This is a genomic window from Pseudomonas sp. UBA5568, from assembly GCF_002425525.1.
Taxonomy (GTDB): Bacteria; Pseudomonadota; Gammaproteobacteria; order Pseudomonadales; family Pseudomonadaceae; genus Aquipseudomonas; species Aquipseudomonas fulva.
Genome location: NZ_DIMK01000047.1, coordinates 1 through 17,890 on the forward strand (window position 1 = coordinate 1; position 17,890 = coordinate 17,890).

General features: G+C 60.3%; 19 protein-coding genes. 12 read left to right on the forward strand and 7 right to left on the reverse strand.

The genetic code is table 11. The features are described 5' to 3' along the window. Nucleotides 1–218 precede the first annotated feature (218 nt). Together rhtA and B2S33_RS14795 are read left to right on the forward strand one after the other, a co-directional pair. Nucleotides 219–1,106 (forward strand): threonine/homoserine exporter RhtA, encoded by an 888-nt coding sequence (gene rhtA / locus B2S33_RS14790; RefSeq protein WP_027915731.1) that lies wholly within the window; start codon nucleotides 219–221, stop codon nucleotides 1,104–1,106. A gap of 163 nt (nucleotides 1,107–1,269) precedes the next feature. Then, the gene (locus B2S33_RS14795) at nucleotides 1,270–1,551 is read left to right on the forward strand and encodes a hypothetical protein (RefSeq protein WP_023534016.1); all 282 of its coding nucleotides are present in this window, start codon (nucleotides 1,270–1,272) and stop codon (nucleotides 1,549–1,551) included. Nucleotides 1,552–1,581: 30 nt separating this feature from the next. Here the strand turns inward: B2S33_RS14795 and B2S33_RS14800 are convergent, their stop codons facing one another. Then, nucleotides 1,582–3,390, reverse strand: coding sequence for an aminopeptidase P family protein (locus tag B2S33_RS14800; RefSeq protein WP_288650576.1), 1,809 nt, complete (start codon nucleotides 3,388–3,390; stop codon nucleotides 1,582–1,584). Nucleotides 3,391–3,583: 193 nt separating this feature from the next. Here B2S33_RS14800 and B2S33_RS14805 point away from each other — a divergent pair, with 193 nt between their 5' ends. Both B2S33_RS14805 and B2S33_RS14810 read left to right on the forward strand, forming a co-directional pair. After that, complete coding sequence (locus tag B2S33_RS14805) at nucleotides 3,584–4,702, forward strand: DUF3182 family protein (protein ID WP_288650581.1); 1,119 nt, start codon at nucleotides 3,584–3,586, stop codon at nucleotides 4,700–4,702. After that, on the forward strand, nucleotides 4,686–5,456 hold the full coding sequence (locus B2S33_RS14810; RefSeq protein WP_027915734.1) for an alpha/beta hydrolase family protein: 771 nt from the start codon (nucleotides 4,686–4,688) through the stop codon (nucleotides 5,454–5,456). The genes B2S33_RS14805 and B2S33_RS14810 overlap by 17 nt, the downstream gene beginning before the upstream one ends. Before the next feature lie 3 nt (nucleotides 5,457–5,459). Here the strand turns inward: B2S33_RS14810 and B2S33_RS14815 are convergent, their stop codons facing one another. Next, nucleotides 5,460–5,816 carry a hypothetical protein gene (locus B2S33_RS14815; RefSeq protein WP_049696277.1) on the reverse strand — a complete coding sequence of 119 codons (357 nt, stop codon included), beginning with the start codon at nucleotides 5,814–5,816 and terminating at the stop codon, nucleotides 5,460–5,462. Nucleotides 5,817–5,868: 52 nt separating this feature from the next. Continuing rightward, nucleotides 5,869–6,903, reverse strand: a complete 1,035-nt coding sequence (locus B2S33_RS14820) for a GlxA family transcriptional regulator (protein ID WP_288650577.1) — start codon at nucleotides 6,901–6,903, stop codon at nucleotides 5,869–5,871. A gap of 82 nt (nucleotides 6,904–6,985) precedes the next feature. On the opposite strand from B2S33_RS14820, the gene B2S33_RS14825 reads away from it, so the two are divergent. Further along, nucleotides 6,986–7,549 (forward strand): cysteine hydrolase family protein, encoded by a 564-nt coding sequence (locus tag B2S33_RS14825; RefSeq protein ID WP_197874801.1) that lies wholly within the window; start codon nucleotides 6,986–6,988, stop codon nucleotides 7,547–7,549. 23 nt (nucleotides 7,550–7,572) lie between these two features. On the opposite strand, the gene B2S33_RS14830 is transcribed toward B2S33_RS14825, so the two are convergent. Then, entirely contained in the window at nucleotides 7,573–8,136 is a 564-nt protein-coding gene (locus B2S33_RS14830) for a helix-turn-helix domain-containing protein (protein ID WP_088523839.1), read from the reverse strand. 83 nt (nucleotides 8,137–8,219) lie between these two features. Between B2S33_RS14830 and B2S33_RS14835 the strand changes: the two genes are divergently transcribed. The 7 genes from B2S33_RS14835 (at nucleotide 8,220) to B2S33_RS14865 (ending at nucleotide 15,368) form a co-directional block, all read left to right on the forward strand. Beyond that, a complete protein-coding gene (locus B2S33_RS14835) occupies nucleotides 8,220–9,167 on the forward strand; it encodes a DMT family transporter (RefSeq protein WP_288650578.1) in 948 nt (315 codons plus the stop codon). A gap of 143 nt (nucleotides 9,168–9,310) precedes the next feature. After that, a complete protein-coding gene (locus B2S33_RS14840; protein ID WP_288650580.1) occupies nucleotides 9,311–12,226 on the forward strand; it encodes a monovalent cation/H+ antiporter subunit A in 2,916 nt (971 codons plus the stop codon). Further along, nucleotides 12,226–12,570 carry a Na+/H+ antiporter subunit C gene (locus B2S33_RS14845; protein ID WP_023534014.1) on the forward strand — a complete coding sequence of 115 codons (345 nt, stop codon included), beginning with the start codon at nucleotides 12,226–12,228 and terminating at the stop codon, nucleotides 12,568–12,570. The genes B2S33_RS14840 and B2S33_RS14845 overlap by 1 nt, the downstream gene beginning before the upstream one ends. Next, the gene (locus B2S33_RS14850) at nucleotides 12,567–14,246 is read left to right on the forward strand and encodes a monovalent cation/H+ antiporter subunit D (RefSeq protein WP_028687294.1); all 1,680 of its coding nucleotides are present in this window, start codon (nucleotides 12,567–12,569) and stop codon (nucleotides 14,244–14,246) included. The genes B2S33_RS14845 and B2S33_RS14850 overlap by 4 nt, the downstream gene beginning before the upstream one ends. Then, a complete protein-coding gene (locus B2S33_RS14855; RefSeq protein ID WP_028687295.1) occupies nucleotides 14,243–14,731 on the forward strand; it encodes a Na+/H+ antiporter subunit E in 489 nt (162 codons plus the stop codon). The genes B2S33_RS14850 and B2S33_RS14855 overlap by 4 nt, the downstream gene beginning before the upstream one ends. Continuing rightward, nucleotides 14,728–15,006, forward strand: coding sequence for a K+/H+ antiporter subunit F (locus B2S33_RS14860; RefSeq protein WP_027915743.1), 279 nt, complete (start codon nucleotides 14,728–14,730; stop codon nucleotides 15,004–15,006). Before B2S33_RS14855 ends, B2S33_RS14860 begins: the two co-directional genes overlap by 4 nt. Beyond that, nucleotides 15,003–15,368 carry a Na+/H+ antiporter subunit G gene (locus B2S33_RS14865; RefSeq protein WP_027915744.1) on the forward strand — a complete coding sequence of 122 codons (366 nt, stop codon included), beginning with the start codon at nucleotides 15,003–15,005 and terminating at the stop codon, nucleotides 15,366–15,368. The genes B2S33_RS14860 and B2S33_RS14865 overlap by 4 nt, the downstream gene beginning before the upstream one ends. Before the next feature lie 6 nt (nucleotides 15,369–15,374). Here the strand turns inward: B2S33_RS14865 and B2S33_RS14870 are convergent, their stop codons facing one another. The 3 genes from B2S33_RS14870 to B2S33_RS14880 form a co-directional block, all read right to left on the reverse strand. Continuing rightward, nucleotides 15,375–15,593 carry a hypothetical protein gene (locus tag B2S33_RS14870; RefSeq protein ID WP_027915745.1) on the reverse strand — a complete coding sequence of 73 codons (219 nt, stop codon included), beginning with the start codon at nucleotides 15,591–15,593 and terminating at the stop codon, nucleotides 15,375–15,377. Further along, entirely contained in the window at nucleotides 15,590–16,060 is a 471-nt protein-coding gene (locus tag B2S33_RS14875) for a hypothetical protein (protein WP_027915746.1), read from the reverse strand. Before B2S33_RS14875 ends, B2S33_RS14870 begins: the two co-directional genes overlap by 4 nt. Nucleotides 16,061–16,518: 458 nt before the next feature. Then, nucleotides 16,519–16,923, reverse strand: coding sequence for a TraR/DksA family transcriptional regulator (locus B2S33_RS14880; protein WP_023534004.1), 405 nt, complete (start codon nucleotides 16,921–16,923; stop codon nucleotides 16,519–16,521). Nucleotides 16,924–17,890 lie beyond the last annotated feature (967 nt).

Consider the following 17,890-nt stretch of genomic DNA (forward strand, 5'->3'; position numbering starts at 1 on the left):
GAGAAACTCGTTCAACTTCAAAGGCTTGCAGTCGTCCAGCGCGTCAAGTTGATGCCCGACTGCGCTGGAGTGGGGCGAATTATAGACACTAATTTCTAAGCGTCAAGCATTAATCTTCTCCGGATGTCATTTCAAGGGAACGCCCAACGCGCTGTTGCTGTCTCTCTCACCATTGCGCACTATAGTGCGCAAAAAACACCCTCAGGTAATTCGCCCTCATGACAAAACCGCCTCGCAGCCTGGCTTCGGTGCTATTCCCAATAGGCCTGCTGCTCATCGCCATGGCATCGATTCAGACCGGCGCTTCAATCGCCAAAAGCATGTTCCCGCTCATTGGCGCACAAGGCACGACCTCACTGCGCCTGATTTTCGCCAGCCTGATCATGATTGCACTCTTAAGGCCATGGCGGGCGCGCTTCAATACTCGCACCCTGCGCAACGTCGTGATCTATGGCTTAGCGCTCGGCGGCATGAATTTCCTCTTCTATATGTCCTTGCAGACGGTGCCGATTGGCATCGCGGTGGCCCTCGAGTTCACCGGACCACTGGCAGTGGCAATATTTGCCTCACGCCGCGCGATCGACTTCATCTGGATCGCGCTGGCCATTTTCGGTCTACTGATGTTGCTGCCCGCAGGCCATGGCGGAGAGGCGCTGGACCCACTGGGCGCCTGCTACGCAATCGGCGCGGGGGCTTGCTGGGCACTCTATATAGTCTTCGGCCAACGGGCTGGTGCTGAACATGGCGTGCAAAGCGCAGCGCTGGGGGTGCTGGTCGCAGCACTGTTCATCGCACCGATTGGCATCGTGCATGCCGGTAGCCTGCTGCTGACGCCCGCGGTCATCCCCATGGCGATCGCTGTGGCGGTATTGTCTACCGCCCTTCCCTATAGCCTGGAAATGGTTGCGCTCACGCGCATGCCCGCGCGCACCTTCGGTACCCTGATGAGCATCGAGCCTGCCTTCGGCGCCTTGTCCGGGCTGCTGTTCCTGGGCGAAGTGCTGTCATTTACGCAATGGCTCGCCATCGGCGCAATCATCGCGGCCTCCGTAGGCACGACTCTGTCCATGCGCCATGGCCCAGGACCCGCGATAGTTGCGGATTGACAGGGAAAAACTTTCATCGGAGGCTGCGTGGGTGTTGTGGCGTCACCGCTCGCTGATTAAGCTGTCCCAGCGCAGTCGAATAGGGACGCTGTACTCTTCAGGACGAACCCGAGCGAAAACGACGGACCCAGCCAGCTGATCCGTCCTGCATTTAAGGACAGGAATGAAACGTATTTTGCTCATCCTAGCCATCTTGGCTATTGCTGGATGTGCCGCCACGGCTAAGACCGAGGTCAAACGGGGCAAGAAAGGCCTGCATATCAATTGCTCTGGCCTGTCTTCTTCATGGGACAACTGCTACAGCAAGGCCGCGAGCGCCTGCACCACCCGCGGGTACCGCGTCGTCGCCCGCTCAGGCGACAGCGACGAAGAGGACGGCGATTATCTATTCGGCATCAACCCTGCCGGCTACACCAGCCGCAGCATGATCGTCATTTGCAAATGACCGGGGCAGCCTGATGGCTGCCCTCATCCACTAAATCGCCACGGTACGTGACAGCAGCCAGGCCAGCGCCTTTCCTTCCAGGAGCGGAGCCAATCGCTCTCGCACCGTGGAGTGGTACGCATTGAGCCAGCAGACCTCTTGCTCAGTCAGCCGCTCCAACAACAGACAACGCGTATCAATGGGGCACAGCGTCAACGTCTCGAAATCGAGAAATTCACCGAATGCACTGCGCCCGACGCTTCGCGCGGCTACCAGGTTTTCAATACGTACCCCCCATTGCCCAGGGCGGTAGGTGCCAGGCTCGATTGAGCTGATCATGCCTTCCTGCATGGCGGTCTGGGGCGTGGGCGCTGCCAGATAGGCGACCACCTGGGGCCCTTCATGAACATTGAGGAAATAGCCCACGCCATGGCCTGTGCCGTGGCCGTAATCGACCTGGTCGGCCCAGATTGGCGCACGGGCTATGGCATCAAGCATGGGCGACAACACGCCACGCGGGAAGGTCGCCCGCGACAGCGCAATCATGCCCTTGAGCACACGGGTACAGTCGAGCTTCTGCAAATCGCTCGGTTGCCCGATGGGGACCATACGCGTGATATCCGTCGTCCCACCGAGGTATTGGCCGCCTGAGTCGATGAGCAGCAGGCCGTCGCCCTCGATCACCGCGTGTGACTGATCGGTGGCCCGGTAGTGGGGCATCGCACCATTGGCATTGAACGCCGCAATGGTCGAGAAACTCAGTGAGACGAAGCCCGGCCGCCGGGCGCGCGCCGCAGTGAGTTGCTCATCGACGGTCAGCTCGGTCACCACCTGGCTCCCTCGCGCTTCTTCAAACCAGGCGAAAAACTCACACAAGGCGGCGCCGTCCTGTTCCATCGCCCGACGAACATGCTCAAGCTCGCCTTCAGCCTTGCACGCCTTGCTCAGGGTGCTGGGATTCGGGCCTTCCACGAGCACTACGCCTTCTGCAAGCGGCTCAAGCAATCCGCACGTCACCCGCGCCGGGTCCACCAACAAGCGATTTCCAGGTGACAGTTGACCAAGCGCGCGGACGGCCTCGCTGTAGTCTCGTACTTCGATGCCATCCTGGCGCAGCGCCTGACGCAGGGGCTCATCGACTTTTGCCGAGGCGATGAAAAGCTGCGCACGCTGCGCATCGATCAGGGCAAACGCCAGAAACACCGGATTGTAGGACACATCACTGCCGCGCAAGTTGAACAACCAGGCAATGTCATCCAAGGTGGCGATGAAATGACTGTCCGCGCCTTTAGCCTGCATCGCCTGCCGCACCCGTGCCAGCTTCTGCGCACGGCCCACCACCGCGTATGGCGCAAGATGTGAGTACACCGGGCTGGACGGTAGCGCCGGCCGGTCGCTCCAGACGCGGCCCAGCAGATCCTGGTCAGTCACCAGCCTTGCGCCTCGTTGGCCAAGGCGCTCTCGCAATTGGCGCGCCGAAGCCAAGGCCATCGCACGACCATCCACACCCGCGCAACCTTGTGGTTGAACCTGTTCAGCCAACCAGTCCAGCGCGCCCGGCTGCCCGGGTGACAATTTCATCAATTCGATGCCGCTACCTGCCAGCTCTCGCTCAGCTTGCTCCCAATAGCGGCTATCGACCCATAGCCCGGCAAACTGCTGGGTGATGACCAGGGTGCCAACCGAACCGGTGAAGCCCGACAGCCATTGGCGACCTTGCCAATACCCTGGCAGATACTCGGAAAGATGAGGGTCGGCCGATGGAACCAGCAGGGCATCAAGCCCTTCTGCGGCCATGGTCGCACGCATCGCGGCAAGACGCTGGGCCGTGGTCTGTTGGGGAGTGGTGTGCACGATCATGCCCTTTTCTGTGGCGACATCGGTTATGCCTGAGCAATTGATGATGGAATAGCTACCCGCGTACTGCAATCAGCAATTGCTGGGCTACACGCCTCTGGGAAAGGTCCTACGCCGGACTGTACCGCCGATCCTGCCATGCTGAACTTAACCAAGGTCCCGGATTCAGAGGCAGTACAGTCTCCCTGCAAGGCGGATCGCCATGCCCAATGCCTGTCAGCACAAACAAGGCGTCGTGATACTCGACACTCGCCCCCATACCCCCGATCACGAGCACGCCGTCTACCGCAAGCTATCGGAAGGCTTCGCACAGCTGCTGGGTTGCCCCGTGGTTGACCTGAACGGACCGCCAGAAGCGCACGCCTCCTATTACTACATGCTCACACAGCCGTTGGTTGACCCGGCCCATCTGACAGCCCTTGGCATAGAGAGCGAGGCCGACTTTTTCGGCGGTGCCGTCGCCCACCCCTTCATGGCCACCAAAGCCATTTCGCATCCTCTGCCGCCAGGTGCTCCACCGAAGCCTGACTGGCCTGAAGCATTTGCGCGGCAGGCGTGCGAGGCGCTGCTCAAGGGCTACACCGTGTTTGACAAGGCCACCGCACGGCGCGCGGCTCAACTACTTTTGGTGGAGGGGCCCGCACGACTCAAACCCGTGCGCGCATGCGCGGGTCGAGGGCAAGTGGTGTTTTCTACGCTTGAGGAATTCGAACCCCTGCTCTGTTCAGTGGATGACGAAGAACTCATGACCTGGGGCCTGGTGCTGGAGCAGAACTTGAACAACGTCGAGACGTTCAGCGTCGGCCAGGTACGGGTTGCAGGATTGGTGTGCAGCTATTACGGCACACAACAACTGACCCAGGATCACCAAGGTATCGAGGTGTACGGCGGCTCTGACCTGACCTTCGTACGAGGAGACTTTGCGTCTCTGCTGGGCGAGCCCTTGGAAGACAGCGTTCGCCTGGCGATCGAGCAGGCAATGGCTTATGACCAGGCTGCCGAACGACACTTACCTGGCTTCATCGCCTCACGCCGCAATTATGACATTGCCCGCGGCACCGACACCAAAGGTCAGATCCGCAGTGGCGTGCTGGAGCAATCCTGGCGGATGGGCGGTGCCAGCAGCGCCGAATTGCTCGCCCTGCAGGCATTCGCTGCCAACGGCCTGGTCAGTCGAGTGCGCGCTAGCACCCACGAAGTGTTTGGCACGCTCGCGCTACCCGCGCACGCTACTCTCTTTTATCAAGGAAATGACAGTGAACTCGGACAACTCACCAAATACGCGCAGCTCCGACACGTTGGCCATTCAGAGTGAGACGATCGAGTTGCCGGTGAACGGGGATACCATCTGCGCGACCCTGGTCAGCCCCGGCAGCAAAATCCCCGGCATCCTGTTCGTCCACGGCTGGGGCGGTAGCCAGCAACGCGATCTTGCCAGGGCGCGGCACATCACAGGACTTGGCTGCGTCTGCATGACCTTCGATCTTCGTGGCCATGAAAAAACCCAAAGTCAGCGTCTGACAGTGACGCGAGAGCAGAATCTGCAGGACCTGCTGACGGCCTACGACCGGCTGGTCAGTCACCCCACCGTGGACGCCAACGCCATCGCCGTGATCGGCAGCAGCTACGGCGGCTACCTGGCCACCTTGTTGACATCAATGCGCCCGGTCCGCTGGCTGGCCCTGCGGGTACCGGCCATGTACTGGGACGAGGAGTGGAATACGCCCAAGCAGTCCCTGGACCGACAACGGCTCAATGACTATCGCCGTCGCCCCCTGGCGCCATCTGACAACCGCGCACTGGCTGCTTGCGCCGGGTTTGGCGGCGATGTTCTGCTGGTGGAGTCCGAGCACGATGATTACGTACCCCACAGCACGCTGATGAGTTACCGCTCAGCCTTCAGCAGTGCCCACTCGCTCACCCACCGGATCGTCGACGGCGCCGACCACGGCCTGTCCACCGAAGAAAGCCAGAAGGCCTACAGCGCACTGCTGGCGGCATGGATCAGCGAAATGGTCATTGGTGCTCGCCTGGACCGCTATCCCCACTACGCGCCCTGGTACGCATGAAGCTCACACCATCTGGCAGTACAACGCTCCGTCAGGATGGCGAGCCAGACTCCGCAGCGCCGTGAAGGCAGTGAAGTTCACGGCGCTGGCATGATACTGCTGGAGCATGCTCAGAAACGACCCGTCCAGCACTTGCTCGATGGCCGCCTCACCGGCCTCCCGGTTGGTCCACTGCAGCGACTGCAACACACGGCAGCCATCTTCGCTGGCCTGGACACTGACCGCCCGCAGGTCTTCACAGCCTGCTGCCAATGACTCACTGCGCAGCACCAGTGCCTGGGCCAATGCCTGCTGAAAGACGACGGCGACCCGATATTCGATCATCTGGGTGTACCAGATGGCAGGGACACTTCCTGACATCAACAACCTCCTGACAAGGGATACACATCGCAATGCCCGGAAGGTTAAAACCTCAACCAATCTCGAGGTCAAGAGGTTCGCTATCCATTTCAACCTGCCCTCCAGGCTGTGGTGCCACCACCTGCCGCCGAAACGCACTGGGGGTGACACCTGTAGCGCGCTGAAAGACCTTGCGAAACGCCCCCGCGTCCCGATAACCCACATCCCAGGCGATCTGGTCGACTGTCCTGCGCGTGAACTCCAGCAGACGTGCTGCCCGGCACACCCTTATCTGCTGACAGTACTCGGTAGGGCGCAACGCTGTGGCCAAGCGAAACCGCCTCAAGAACGTGCGTGGTTCCAGGCAGGCGCACGCCGCCATCGCTGCGAGGTCCGCCGTGCGTGCGCCTGTAGCTTGTAACCAGTGCTGAACCTTCAGGACGGCTTCATCGCCATGATCGAGCAACGGGTTGAGGCGAGTACCGGGCAAAGCGTCAGGTACCGGTTCTACTGCCAGGAAGTTCGCGGTGTCGGCTGCAACGGTATTGCCCATGAAGCGCTGCACCAGGCACAGGCCCAAAGTGGTCCATGCCATCAGGCCAGCGGAGCTGACGATATCGCCGTCATCGAGCAACGCCTGTTGAACCTCGGCCCTGGTGTGCGGGTAACGCGCCTCGAGTATCTGCACATGATTGCGGTGAGCGCATGCAGTGCGTCCATCCAGCAGACCACAGGCCGCAATGAAGAATACCCCGATGCACACGCAGGCCAGTACGGTGCCCTCCTGATGCAATCGGCACAAAGCCGAACGATGGCGAACCAAGCAGGCGTCGTCGGGAATGGCATGCAGGCTTGGCGGGATGATCAGAACACGCAGTCGAGCATCACTGGCATCCCCTAGTGGGGGCTCAGCCAGCAGCTCCCCCTGCGCACCCACACGCCATACGCTGATACGTACACGAGGCGCCTGGGCCGCACCCAAGGTGTCAGCCATGCGGTTAGCCACGGCGAACAGGTCTTGCAGGCCGTGGATCGCTGCCTCTTGTGCATCGGGATAGCGAAGCAGGCCAATCTCCAGAAAACGAGCCATGTCAGTTTTGCCCCGCATAGTGTCTTTCGCGCCGATTCACGCCTATCGCGCGACAGCCTATAACTAAGCAACCGCCAAAACCACTGCCCTTGGAGGCAACATGAGCACCCATGCACTGATCATCATCGATATCCAGAACGACTATTTCCCAGGCGGAAGGTGGCCACTGGAGGGCGCCGAGCGCGCCGCTGAAAATGCGGCCCGCCTGCTCCAGGCTGCGCGCGATGCGAAAGACTTCGTCGTGCACGTACGCCACGAGTTCGACAGCGCCGACGCTCCCTTCTTTGCCCCAGGCTCTTCGGGCGCAGCCATTCACCCGAGTGTTCACCCGTTACCTGGAGAGGCTGTGATTCTCAAGCACAAGGTCAACGCTTTTCTCTCGACCGATCTTGCGCCGACGCTCGAACGCCAGGGTATCAAGTCGCTGACCGTCGTGGGCAGCATGAGCCACATGTGCATCGATGCGGCGGTGCGCGCAGCAGCCGACCTCGGGTATGTCGTCACGGTCGCCCATGATGCCTGCGCCACCCTGGCCCTGGAGTTCAACGGGAAATGGGTACCTGCTGCACAGGTGCATGACGCATCGATGGCGGCCCTGGCGTTCGCCTATGCCTCGGTGCGCAGCACTGATGCACTGCTCGAAGAGACTGCCGGTCGCACCTGAGCGGCTTTCGGCCAGTACGGCCCTCAGATTACAACGTTGCGCACGAACTTCACTGCCGTCGCGCCATCGTTGCGATAGGCGTAACGGCAATTGCTGGCGAATACGTGAAAGCGGCCCTGCTCGAGTCGGTGCTCGACACCCTCGATGATCAGCGTCAGTACACCTTCGACCACGTAGATCTGCTCGCTCCAGCCTTCGGCATCCGCCTCGCTGCGATAGTGCTCGCCGACCGCCAGCGTCCATTCCCACAGCTCGACTTCACGACGGGCCATGCTGCTTGCCAGCAGGATGGCCCGGCTTTGCGGATGTTCACCCGCCCAGGCCAACTCTTCGATACGACCAGGGTTACGCTGGTCAGGCGCCTGGATCAATGTACTGAACGCCACCCCGAGTGCCTCGGCGATGAGGTCGAGCGTGGTTAGGCTGACATTTTTTTCGCCCGCCTCAATCGCCACCAGCATGCGACGACTCACACCTGACCGCTCGGCCAAGGTTGCCTGGCTGATGCCAGCAGCGTTACGCAGACTGCGAACGTTCAAGCTCACGTGTTGCAGCACCGAAGCGCGATGCGAAGCGTCGTTGTGCACTATATTGCTCATCCTTAGTTGTTGCGCAGTATACTGCCCACTTTGCGCCGATTGTGCGCCCTGTCCTACGAGCCTGCAACCGCATGAATCAGTCACGCCCGCAACGCCCCACCCTTACGTTCCGTCTCAGCAAAGCCGAGTGGGTGCTGGTGTTCATCACCATGCTTTGGGGCGGCACCTTCCTGCTGGTACACAACGTGATGGCCGTCAGCGGCCCCATGTTCTTCGTGGGTCTGCGCTTCGCCGCGGCCGCCCTGTTCGTCGGCATGGTCTCGGCGCGCGCCTTGCCAGGGTTGACCCTTGTCGAACTCAAGGCAGGCCTGTCGATTGGCGTGCTGATTATGTTGGGCTACGGCTTGCAAACCATGGGCCTGCAGACGATCAGCAGCAGCCAGTCGGCGTTCATCACGGCGCTTTACGTGCCCTTCGTACCCCTGCTGCAATGGCTGATACTGGGCCGGCGCCCGGGCCTGATGCCCAGCCTTGGGATCGGCCTGGCTTTCGTTGGGCTGATGCTGCTGGCCGGCCCGCAGGCCGGTAGCCTGCACATGAGCGAAGGCGAGCTGGTTACACTGGTCAGCGCCGTCGCCATCGCGGGCGAAATCATTCTGATCAGTCGCTTTGCCGGGCGTGTCGACGTTCGCCGCGTTACCGTGGTGCAACTGGCAACGGCCTCGGTGCTGGCATTCATGATGATGCTGCCTACCCAGGAATCGGTACCCGACTTCTCCTGGCTTTTGCTGAGCAGTGCGATTGGCTTGGGCCTGATGAGCGCGGTGATCCAAGTGGCGATGAATTGGGCACAGAAATCGGTATCACCCACACGGGCTACGCTGATCTACGCCGGTGAGCCAGTCTGGGCCGGCCTGGTCGGACGGATAGCGGGAGAACGCCTGCCGGGATTGGCACTGTTGGGCGGCCTGCTGATCGTCATCGCCGTGGTCATCAGCGAGTTGCGAGTACGCCGCAGGCCAGAACCTGCCGATACCGAACTTGCACAGAATGAACGTCAACTCAAGACCGGTCTCTAAAGGTCCGACTGTCCTTTGTAAAAAACTGTTATAAAAAAACAGCCTGTCACAGCCCTTTTGTATGATTCTGCGACAGGTTGTGTGTTGGTCGATGACCCGTCCGGCACGTATGATCCTTGGAAAACCTCTCAGAATAGAACTCTATGTCTTTGATAGTGCTATTGCTTCTGCCGTTCGTGGGCAGTTTGCTGGCAGCCGCGCTGCCGCACAACGCACGTAACGCCGAGTCCATACTCGCCGGGCTCGTGGCCTTGGTCGGCACCGTCCAGGTAGCACTTCTCTATCCACAGGTGGCCCATGGCGGTGTCATCCGTGAAGAATTCCTGTGGCTGCCCAGCCTCGGGCTCAACTTCGTGCTGCGCATGGACGGCTTTGCCTGGCTGTTCTCACTGCTGGTGCTGGGCATCGGTACGTTGGTGTCTCTGTACGCGCGCTACTACATGTCGCCACAGGACCCGGTGCCGCGATTTTTTGCGTTTTTCCTTGCATTCATGGGCGCAATGCTGGGGCTGGTACTGTCTGGCAACCTTTTACAACTGGTGTTTTTCTGGGAGCTCACCAGCCTCTTCTCCTTCCTCTTGATCGGCTACTGGCATCATCGGGCCGACGCGCGCCGTGGCGCCTACATGGCGCTGATGGTTACCGGTGCCGGAGGCTTGTGCCTGCTGGTGGGGGCGCTGCTGCTCGGCCATGTGGTGGGCAGCTATGACCTGGACAAGGTCCTGGCTGCAGGTGACACCATACGCCAGCATGCGCTTTACCCAGTGCTGTTGCCCCTGATCCTGATCGGCGCCCTGAGCAAAAGCGCGCAATTTCCCTTCCATTTCTGGCTACCGCATGCCATGGCAGCACCCACGCCGGTGTCGGCGTATTTGCATTCGGCAACCATGGTCAAGGCCGGCGTATTTTTGCTGGCGCGCATGTGGCCAGTGCTGTCGGGTACCGACGAATGGTTCTGGATCGTCGGGGGTGCTGGTGCGCTGACGCTGCTGCTCGGTGCTTTTGCAGCGATGTTCCAGAATGACCTCAAAGGCCTCCTGGCCTACTCGACCATCAGCCATCTGGGCCTCATCACGCTGTTGCTGGGCCTGAACAGCTCGCTGGCCGCCGTCGCGGCGGTCTTCCACATTCTTAACCATGCAACCTTCAAGGCGTCGTTGTTCATGGCCGCTGGCATCATCGACCACGAAAGTGGTACGCGTGACATCCGGCGCCTGAGCGGCCTGGTCCGGCTGGTTCCCTACACAGCCACTCTGGCCATGGTCGCCAGCGCCTCCATGGCGGGGGTGCCGCTGATGAACGGCTTCCTGTCCAAGGAAATGTTCTTCGCCGAAACCGTGTTCATCACTTCCAGCGCCTGGGTCGAAGCCATGCTTCCGGTGATCGCCACCCTGGCCGGCACTTTCAGCGTGGCCTACGCGCTGCGCTTCACGGTCGATGTGTTCTTCGGCCCCACCGCCCAAGACCTGCCGCATACGCCACACGAACCCCCGCGCTGGATGCGCGCGCCGGTCGAGCTGCTGGTGCTGACATGCCTGGTGGTCGGTATTTTCCCCGCCCAGTCCGTAGGCCCGTTGCTGGCCGCTGCGGCACTGCCGGTGGTAGGGGGTACGCTACCCGAGTACAGCCTGGCCATCTGGCACGGTTGGAATGCGCCTTTGATCATGAGCCTTGTGGCCATGAGTGGCGGCGTGGTTCTGTACCTGCTGTTGCGCAAGCAACTGCGACGGGGCCGCTTCCCCTGCCCTCCCGTGATGGGCCGATTCGACGGCAAACGCCTCTTTGAGTACGGCCAGGTGCAGCTGATGCTGATGGCGCGGCGCATCGAGCACCTGCTTACCAGCCGGCGCCTGCAGGCGCAGCTGTTCATGCTGGTGGTAGCCGCCTTCCTCGCCGGCCTGACACCCATGCTTTACAGTGGCCTGACCTGGGGCGAACGGCCCAAGATCCCGGGGTCAGGGGTATTCGTCGCACTCTGGGTGATCGCCATTGCCTGTGCGATCGGTGCGGCGTACCAAGCCAAGTACCACCGTCTGGCGGCCCTGACCATGGTCAGTGTGTGCGGCTTGATGACCTGTATCACCTTTGTGTGGTTCTCCGCGCCTGATCTGGCCCTGACCCAGTTGGTCGTCGAAGTGGTGACCACTGTCCTGATCCTTCTTGGTCTGCGTTGGCTTCCACGTCGTATCGAAGGTGTGTCGCCTCTGCCCGGCAGGTTCGACCGCGCCCGCGTGCGTCGCTTGCGCGATCTGCTACTGGCGGTGTTGGTTGGCGCAGGGATGGCCGTGCTGTCCTACGCCATGCTCACCCGCCCTACGCCCAATGACATCTCATCGTTCTACTTGAGCCGCGCGCTGCCACAAGGTGGTGGTACCAATGTGGTCAATGTGATGCTGGTGGATTTCCGCAGCTTCGATACCCTGGGCGAAATCACCGTGCTGGTCGCGGTGGGGTTGACGGTTTTCGCGCTTCTGCGTCGCTTCCGCCCACCCAAGGAAAGCATGCAATTGCCGACCCAGCAGCGCCAGTTGGCACCAGATGTCGTCACCGACCTGATCAACCCGCGCCACGCTGCCGATACCGCACTGGGCTTCATGATGGTGCCCGCTGTACTGGTGCGCCTGTTGCTGCCAATCGCGCTGCTGGTGTCGATGTACCTGTTCATGCGTGGTCACAATCAGCCAGGCGGCGGCTTCGTCGCCGGGTTGGTGACTTCGGTGGCGTTCATCCTGCAATACATGGTCGCAGGCACCCAGTGGGTAGAAGCACAGATGCGCCTGCGGCCCTTGCGCTGGATGGGCACCGGCCTGCTCTGCGCAACCTTGACCGGTGGCGGCGCCATCGTGTTCGGCTACCCGTTCCTGACCACCCATACGGCGCACCTGCACCTTCCTCTGCTCGGAGACATCCATCTGGCAAGCGCATTGTTCTTCGACGTCGGTGTGTTCACCGTGGTCGTCGGCTCGACCCTTTTGATACTCACGGCCCTGGCCCACCAGTCGGTACGTGCCTATCGCCCGGCCAGTCCAGGCAAGACCCGTAAAGCAGGAGCCGCCTGATGGAAGAAGTGATCGCAGTGGCCATTGGCGTGCTTGCCGCCTCCGGGGTCTGGTTGGTGCTACGCCCGCGCACCTATCAGGTGATCATGGGCTTGTGCCTGCTTTCCTATGGGGTCAACCTTTTCATCTTCAGCATGGGCAGCCTGTTCATCGGCAAGGAGCCCATCATCAAGGAAGGCGTGACCCAGGACCTGTTGCACTACACCGATCCGCTGCCACAGGCCCTGGTACTCACGGCAATCGTCATCAGCTTCGCCATGACCGCCCTGTTCCTCGTGGTGCTGCTGGCATCGCGCGGCCTGACCGGCACCGACCACGTAGATGGCCGGGAGCGTGAGGAATGAGCGGCATGAGCCAACTGATCGTTGCCCCTATCCTGCTGCCGTTGATTACAGCGGCAGTCATGTTGCTGCTGGGCGAAAAGCATCGATTGATCAAGGCACGGCTGAACCTGCTGTCGACCTTCGCCGGTCTTGGCATCGCCGTCAGCCTGCTGCTCTGGGTGCGTACCCAGGGCCAGGCAGAATCGATCGGCGTCTACCTGCCGGGCAACTGGCCAGCCCCATTCGGCATCGTGCTGGTATTAGACCACCTGTCGGCGCTGATGCTGACCCTGACCGGCGTCATCGGGCTAAGCGCCCTGCTGTTCGCACGGGCACGCTGGGATGGCGCCGGTGCAAGTTTTCATGCGCTGTTCCAGATCCAGCTGATGGGGCTGTACGGCGCATTCCTGACGGCAGACCTGTTCAACCTGTTCGTGTTCTTCGAAGTGCTGCTGGCAGCTTCATACGGTCTTCTGCTGCACGGGTCCGGCCGCGCACGCGTGCGGGCCGGCTTGCATTACATCGCCGTCAACCTTTTCGCGTCGTCGTTGTTCCTGATTGGCGCGGCAATGCTGTATGGCGTGACGGGTACATTGAGCCTTGCGGACCTGGCCCTGAAGATTCCGCTCGTACCCGAGGCCGACCGCGGCTTGCTGCATGCAGGCGCAGCGATCCTCGCCATGGCGTTTCTGGTCAAAGCAGGCATCTGGCCCTTGAACTTCTGGCTCGTCCCAGCCTATGCGTCTGCCAGCGCGCCAGTGGCTGCACTCTTTGCGATCATGACCAAGGTAGGGCTGTATGCCGTGCTGCGGGTATGGACGTTGCTGTTCTCCGGGCAAGCGGGGGCATCGGCCCACTTCGGCGGGGATTGGCTGGTTTACGGAGGCCTGGCGACCCTGGCCATGGCGGCGGTGTCGATCCTGGCAGCGCAGCGCCTGGAACGCATGGCGGCGTTGAGTATTCTGGTATCGGCTGGGACCTTGTTGGGGGCGGTGGGCTTCTCACAATTGGCGTTGACCGGAGCAGCGCTGTTCTACTTGGTGAATTCTACCCTGGCCTTGTGCGCCTTGTTCCTTCTGGCCGAACTCATCGAGCGCTCGCGGTCTGCCAATGAGTTGCCATTGGACGAGGAAGAAGACGCCATGCCGGCCTTGCTGGAATCGCTTCACCCCCCAAAAGGCATCAACCTCGATGACAATCAGAAAGCCGTCATCGGGCAGGTCATTCCATGGACCATGGCATTTCTGGGCTTGAGCTTCATCGCTTGCGCGCTGCTGATCATCGGCATGCCACCGCTTTCAGGCTTCGTTGCCAAGCTCAACTTGATCAGTGCCCTGTTCAACCCCAACGGTCTGGGGGTTCCGAGCCCATACACACTGGGCGCCGCTGGCTGGGGCCTTGTGGCCTTGCTGGTCTTGTCGGGAATGGCATCGCTGATCGCTTTCGGACGCGTCGGCATTCAACGTTTCTGGAAACCCGAAGAGCGGCCCTCTCCGGTGCTCAGGCGTTTCGAATGCCTTCCGATCGTGATATTGCTGGGCCTGTGCATGCTGCTCAGCTTCAAGGCCGAGCCGCTGCTGCGTTATAGCCTCGACACCGCCGCCAGCCTTCAGGCGCCTGATGCCTATATCGATGCAGTCATGGCGGCGCAGCCGAAACCTGGCCCCACCTCGCTCGACGTTCAGGTGCAGCCATGAGCCGACTCTTTCCTGCCCCCCTGCTATCGGCATGCCTGTTCGGCCTGTGGCTGTTGCTCAACCTTTCGCTGAGTCCGGGTAACCTCATCCTGGCCGCTGTGTTGGGGACACTGGCTCCGCTGCTGATGGCGCCATTACGGCCGCAGCATGCCCACGTCCGACGGCCCTGGGTCATCGTCAAGCTGATCGGCCGGGTTGGGGTGGACGTCATCCTGTCCAACCTGCAGGTCGCTCGCGGCGTTCTGGGTGCTGGAAGGCGACCGCCTCGCTCAGGCTTCGTCCACATTCCCCTGGATCTGCGCGAGCCCCATGGGCTTGCGGCGCTGTCCATGATCACGACGGTGATCCCTGGAACCATCTGGTCGGAACTGGCCCTGGACCGTAGCGTGCTACTGCTGCACGTATTCGATCTGGATGATGAAGCGGCATTCATCCAGCATTTCAAGGAAGTCTACGAACGTCCCTTGATGGAGATCTTTCAATGAGTGGACTGCTCGCCAACGCTGTTCTCGCCAGCTTGTTCATCTTTGCGCTGGCTATGTGCCTTACCCTGCTTCGGCTATTCCGAGGCCCTTCTGCGCAGGACAGGGTTCTGGCCCTGGATTACCTGTACATTCTGGCAATGCTGACCATGCTGGTACTGGGCATCAGGTATGCCAGTGACACCTATTTCGAAGGGGCCTTGCTCATTGCATTGTTCGGCTTCGTTGGCTCCTTCGCCTTGGCCAAGTTCCTGCTGCGTGGTGAGGTGATCGAATGACCGAGGCACTCAATCTGCCGTTCTGGCTTGAAATGATCACAGCCATACTGCTGGTAGCTGGCAGCCTTTTCGCACTGATCGGTGCAATTGGCCTGCTGCGCCTGAAAGACTATTTCCAACGCATGCACCCCCCAGCGCTGGCCTCGACCATCGGGGCCTGGTGCGTCGCGCTTGGCTCGATCATCTACTTTTCATGGCTGAAAGAGTCACTGGTGCTGCACGCATGGCTGATTCCCGTGCTGCTGTCGATCACGGTGCCCGTGACTACGTTGTTACTGGCGCGCGCCGGGCTTTTTCGCAAGCGTCAGGCCAAAGAGCCGGTACCCGAGGAGGTCAGCAGCGGTCTGGACCGTGGCAATTGACCGCAGTTAGCCTGGTTGCTCACTCAACTGCTGCAGTGCGCGTCTGACCATGGCGACGTAATGAGGCGGGCCTTGGGTATACAATTGGGCAGCTACCCAATCCAACCATCGCCCGCGCATCGCTTCACGGGCTGCGAGCAGCCGCTGCGCCTCGGCCATGGCGCGCGCCTGGTGCTCACGGTGATAGCGTTCCCGTGATCCAGGCGCTTGTTCTGGCAGCGTCACTCGCTTGCCTTGAACGTCGTCAGCTCACCCTTGCGCCATTTAGCAACCTTGCCGGTTACGGCTTTCAATAGCTTGCCGAGCCCTTCCTGAATTTGCTGCTCGGCGGCAAACACCAGCATCACGCCATGGCCTTCACGCAGTACGACCCCCTCGCCTTCCGGGACCGATACGAACGCGTAGTCGCCTATCCCATACACATTGAGCTTGATATCGCGAAAGCGCATTTCCAGCTTGCCGCCTTCGCGGCTGGGCAGCACGGCGGCACGAAAATGATCGCCGACTTTCAACTCAAGGCGCTGCTTGTCGTCGACCACCAGCGCACTTTCCGTGTCGATCTCGGCCATGTAGAGGCCTTCGGGGTTTTGCTCGGTGACATAGACGAATCGACCCTGGAACAACTGGGCCAGTTTCCCGCGCAAATCGCCAAGGACGAACAACGCGTGTGTATCAAGAGTGCTGACTGCCAATGAAGTAATCCTCAACCGTTTACAACCCGCCCTCGCAGGTGCTCGCGAAGCACGGCCATTTCAAATCGATAGGCAATGAGATTAATAAAACGCTGGGCGACATGTCTGTGCCCGCTGACGATGCAGCGTGCAGGATTTTTTACTCTAACGGCCGGCGTTGTTGTCGCTTACATACCCTTGGGCCATGCCCAAGCGCTGCCGGCGTAACGTCTGACATTGCATGCCCATGAAAATGCGATTCCGGATGGGTGCATGACCTTGGAGCCTGATGGCGGCTCACACACTATCATCGGCGGGATATCCGAAAACAGTGAAATCCTAGAGAGACGCCATGTTTTAACAGGCTTGCCGGTTACTGCGCAACTGCTCCAGGCGAATTGCATGGGGCGTTGCGGTTTGATGCCTGAAATGCAAAAAGCCCCACGAATCGCTCCATGGGGCTTGGCAACCTGAGCGGCTCAGGCCTGACGCTGATGGCGATCAAGCTGCTCGTGGCGCTCTTGTGCTTCGATGCAGTATTTGGTGGTTGGGCTGATCAGCAAACGCTTGAGACCGATCGGTTCACCGCTGTCGTCGCACCAGCCGAAGCTCTCGTCGGCGATACGGTCCAGCGCCATCTCCAGTTGGGGAAGCAGGCGCTGATCGCGATCGATGGCATTCACCAGCCAGCTACGCTCTTCTTCGACCGATGCTACATCGGCAGGATCCGAGGGGGTATCCAGGCCTTCGATGGTGGCACGGCTCAGCTCGATGCGTTCATGGGTCTCGACTTTCATTGCTTGTAGCAGCTGAGTGAAGAAGCTCAGCTGTTCAGCATTCATGTAGTCATCGGCCGGCATGGCCAGCAACTGTTCCTTGGTCATCGATTTCTCTATGAAAATAGGTGCATTTAGGCGATTCGTTTGCCGCCGACGCCTAGGCATCGGCAGCGGAATTTTTTCAAGCGCCAGTCGGCACTCTTCAACAAGGGGCGGCAGTCTAAGGCGCAGCGTCGCCTTGAGCAACAGCAAAATGGGGTGGCGTTGGCATTCGCTGCTTACAATCCGCCGGCCGGTGCTTGCGTCTGAAGGCCTAGGCGCGAGTTTGAGCAGCGCGGGTAGATTCGGGAACATGTTTACTGCAAGGCAACGGTAACCTTGGAAACTATAATGCCGTGCTACCTGGATGGCGATGAGGGAGCGCTTCGCACTCCATCGCGGGACAAGCCCGCTCCTACAAAGGGCGCTTCATATACATGCCATTTATAAGCTTCACTGTAATAATCAATTACGAGGCAGCAACCACTGAGCGCAACGAAACTTCAAATTCAAGATCAACACGCCCATCCCGATCTTGATCTTGCTTTTGCTCTTGCTCTTGCCCTTGCTCTTGCTCTTGCTCTTGCTCTTGCTTTTGCTTTTGCTTTTGCTTTTGATCTTCGCGACTTCAGAAGGCCGAACGCAGGTCTTGCGGAGGGAGGTGACAGGCATGGATGCCTGTCAAGCGCTGGGCCCCAGGATGGGGCCTACAGCGCGGTCCTCCCGGGAGCAAGACCGGAGTGAGGGAACCCCGAAGCGCAGCGTAGGGGCCGTATGAACGGAGCGCAGCCTTTTTTGGTTACTTTTTGTGGCGTTTGACAAAAAGTAACTCGCCGTAAGGGCGAAAAGGTGATTAAGCGTCGCCATCGCAAATGGACTATGCTCTCTATCAATACCCACAAATACCCACACAAACCCAATCAAACTTCCAACTTCCAACTTCCAACCTCAAACCTCAAACCTCAAACCTCAAACCTCAAACCTCAAACCTCAAAGCGTTGGCGCCTATATTGAGTTGGTATTCATTGGCGCG

Bases quoted from the DNA above. Each gene is read 5' to 3' on its own strand.
- B2S33_RS14820 (WP_288650577.1), bottom strand. From the start codon at position 6,903: ATGCGGGGCAAAACTGACATGGCTCGTTTTCTGGAGATTGGCCTGCTT.
- B2S33_RS14865 (WP_027915744.1), top strand. From the start codon at position 15,003: ATGACCGAGGCACTCAATCTGCCGTTCTGGCTTGAAATGATCACAGCC.
- B2S33_RS14825 (WP_197874801.1), top strand. From the start codon at position 6,986: ATGAGCACCCATGCACTGATCATCATCGATATCCAGAACGACTATTTC.
- B2S33_RS14815 (WP_049696277.1), bottom strand. From the start codon at position 5,816: ATGTCAGGAAGTGTCCCTGCCATCTGGTACACCCAGATGATCGAATAT.
- B2S33_RS14840 (WP_288650580.1), top strand. From the start codon at position 9,311: ATGTCTTTGATAGTGCTATTGCTTCTGCCGTTCGTGGGCAGTTTGCTG.
- B2S33_RS14860 (WP_027915743.1), top strand. From the start codon at position 14,728: ATGAGTGGACTGCTCGCCAACGCTGTTCTCGCCAGCTTGTTCATCTTT.
- B2S33_RS14845 (WP_023534014.1), top strand. From the start codon at position 12,226: ATGGAAGAAGTGATCGCAGTGGCCATTGGCGTGCTTGCCGCCTCCGGG.
- B2S33_RS14795 (WP_023534016.1), top strand. From the start codon at position 1,270: ATGAAACGTATTTTGCTCATCCTAGCCATCTTGGCTATTGCTGGATGT.
- B2S33_RS14800 (WP_288650576.1), bottom strand. From the start codon at position 3,390: ATGATCGTGCACACCACTCCCCAACAGACCACGGCCCAGCGTCTTGCC.
- B2S33_RS14855 (WP_028687295.1), top strand. From the start codon at position 14,243: ATGAGCCGACTCTTTCCTGCCCCCCTGCTATCGGCATGCCTGTTCGGC.
- rhtA (WP_027915731.1), top strand. From the start codon at position 219: ATGACAAAACCGCCTCGCAGCCTGGCTTCGGTGCTATTCCCAATAGGC.
- B2S33_RS14850 (WP_028687294.1), top strand. From the start codon at position 12,567: ATGAGCGGCATGAGCCAACTGATCGTTGCCCCTATCCTGCTGCCGTTG.
- B2S33_RS14835 (WP_288650578.1), top strand. From the start codon at position 8,220: ATGAATCAGTCACGCCCGCAACGCCCCACCCTTACGTTCCGTCTCAGC.
- B2S33_RS14880 (WP_023534004.1), bottom strand. From the start codon at position 16,923: ATGACCAAGGAACAGTTGCTGGCCATGCCGGCCGATGACTACATGAAT.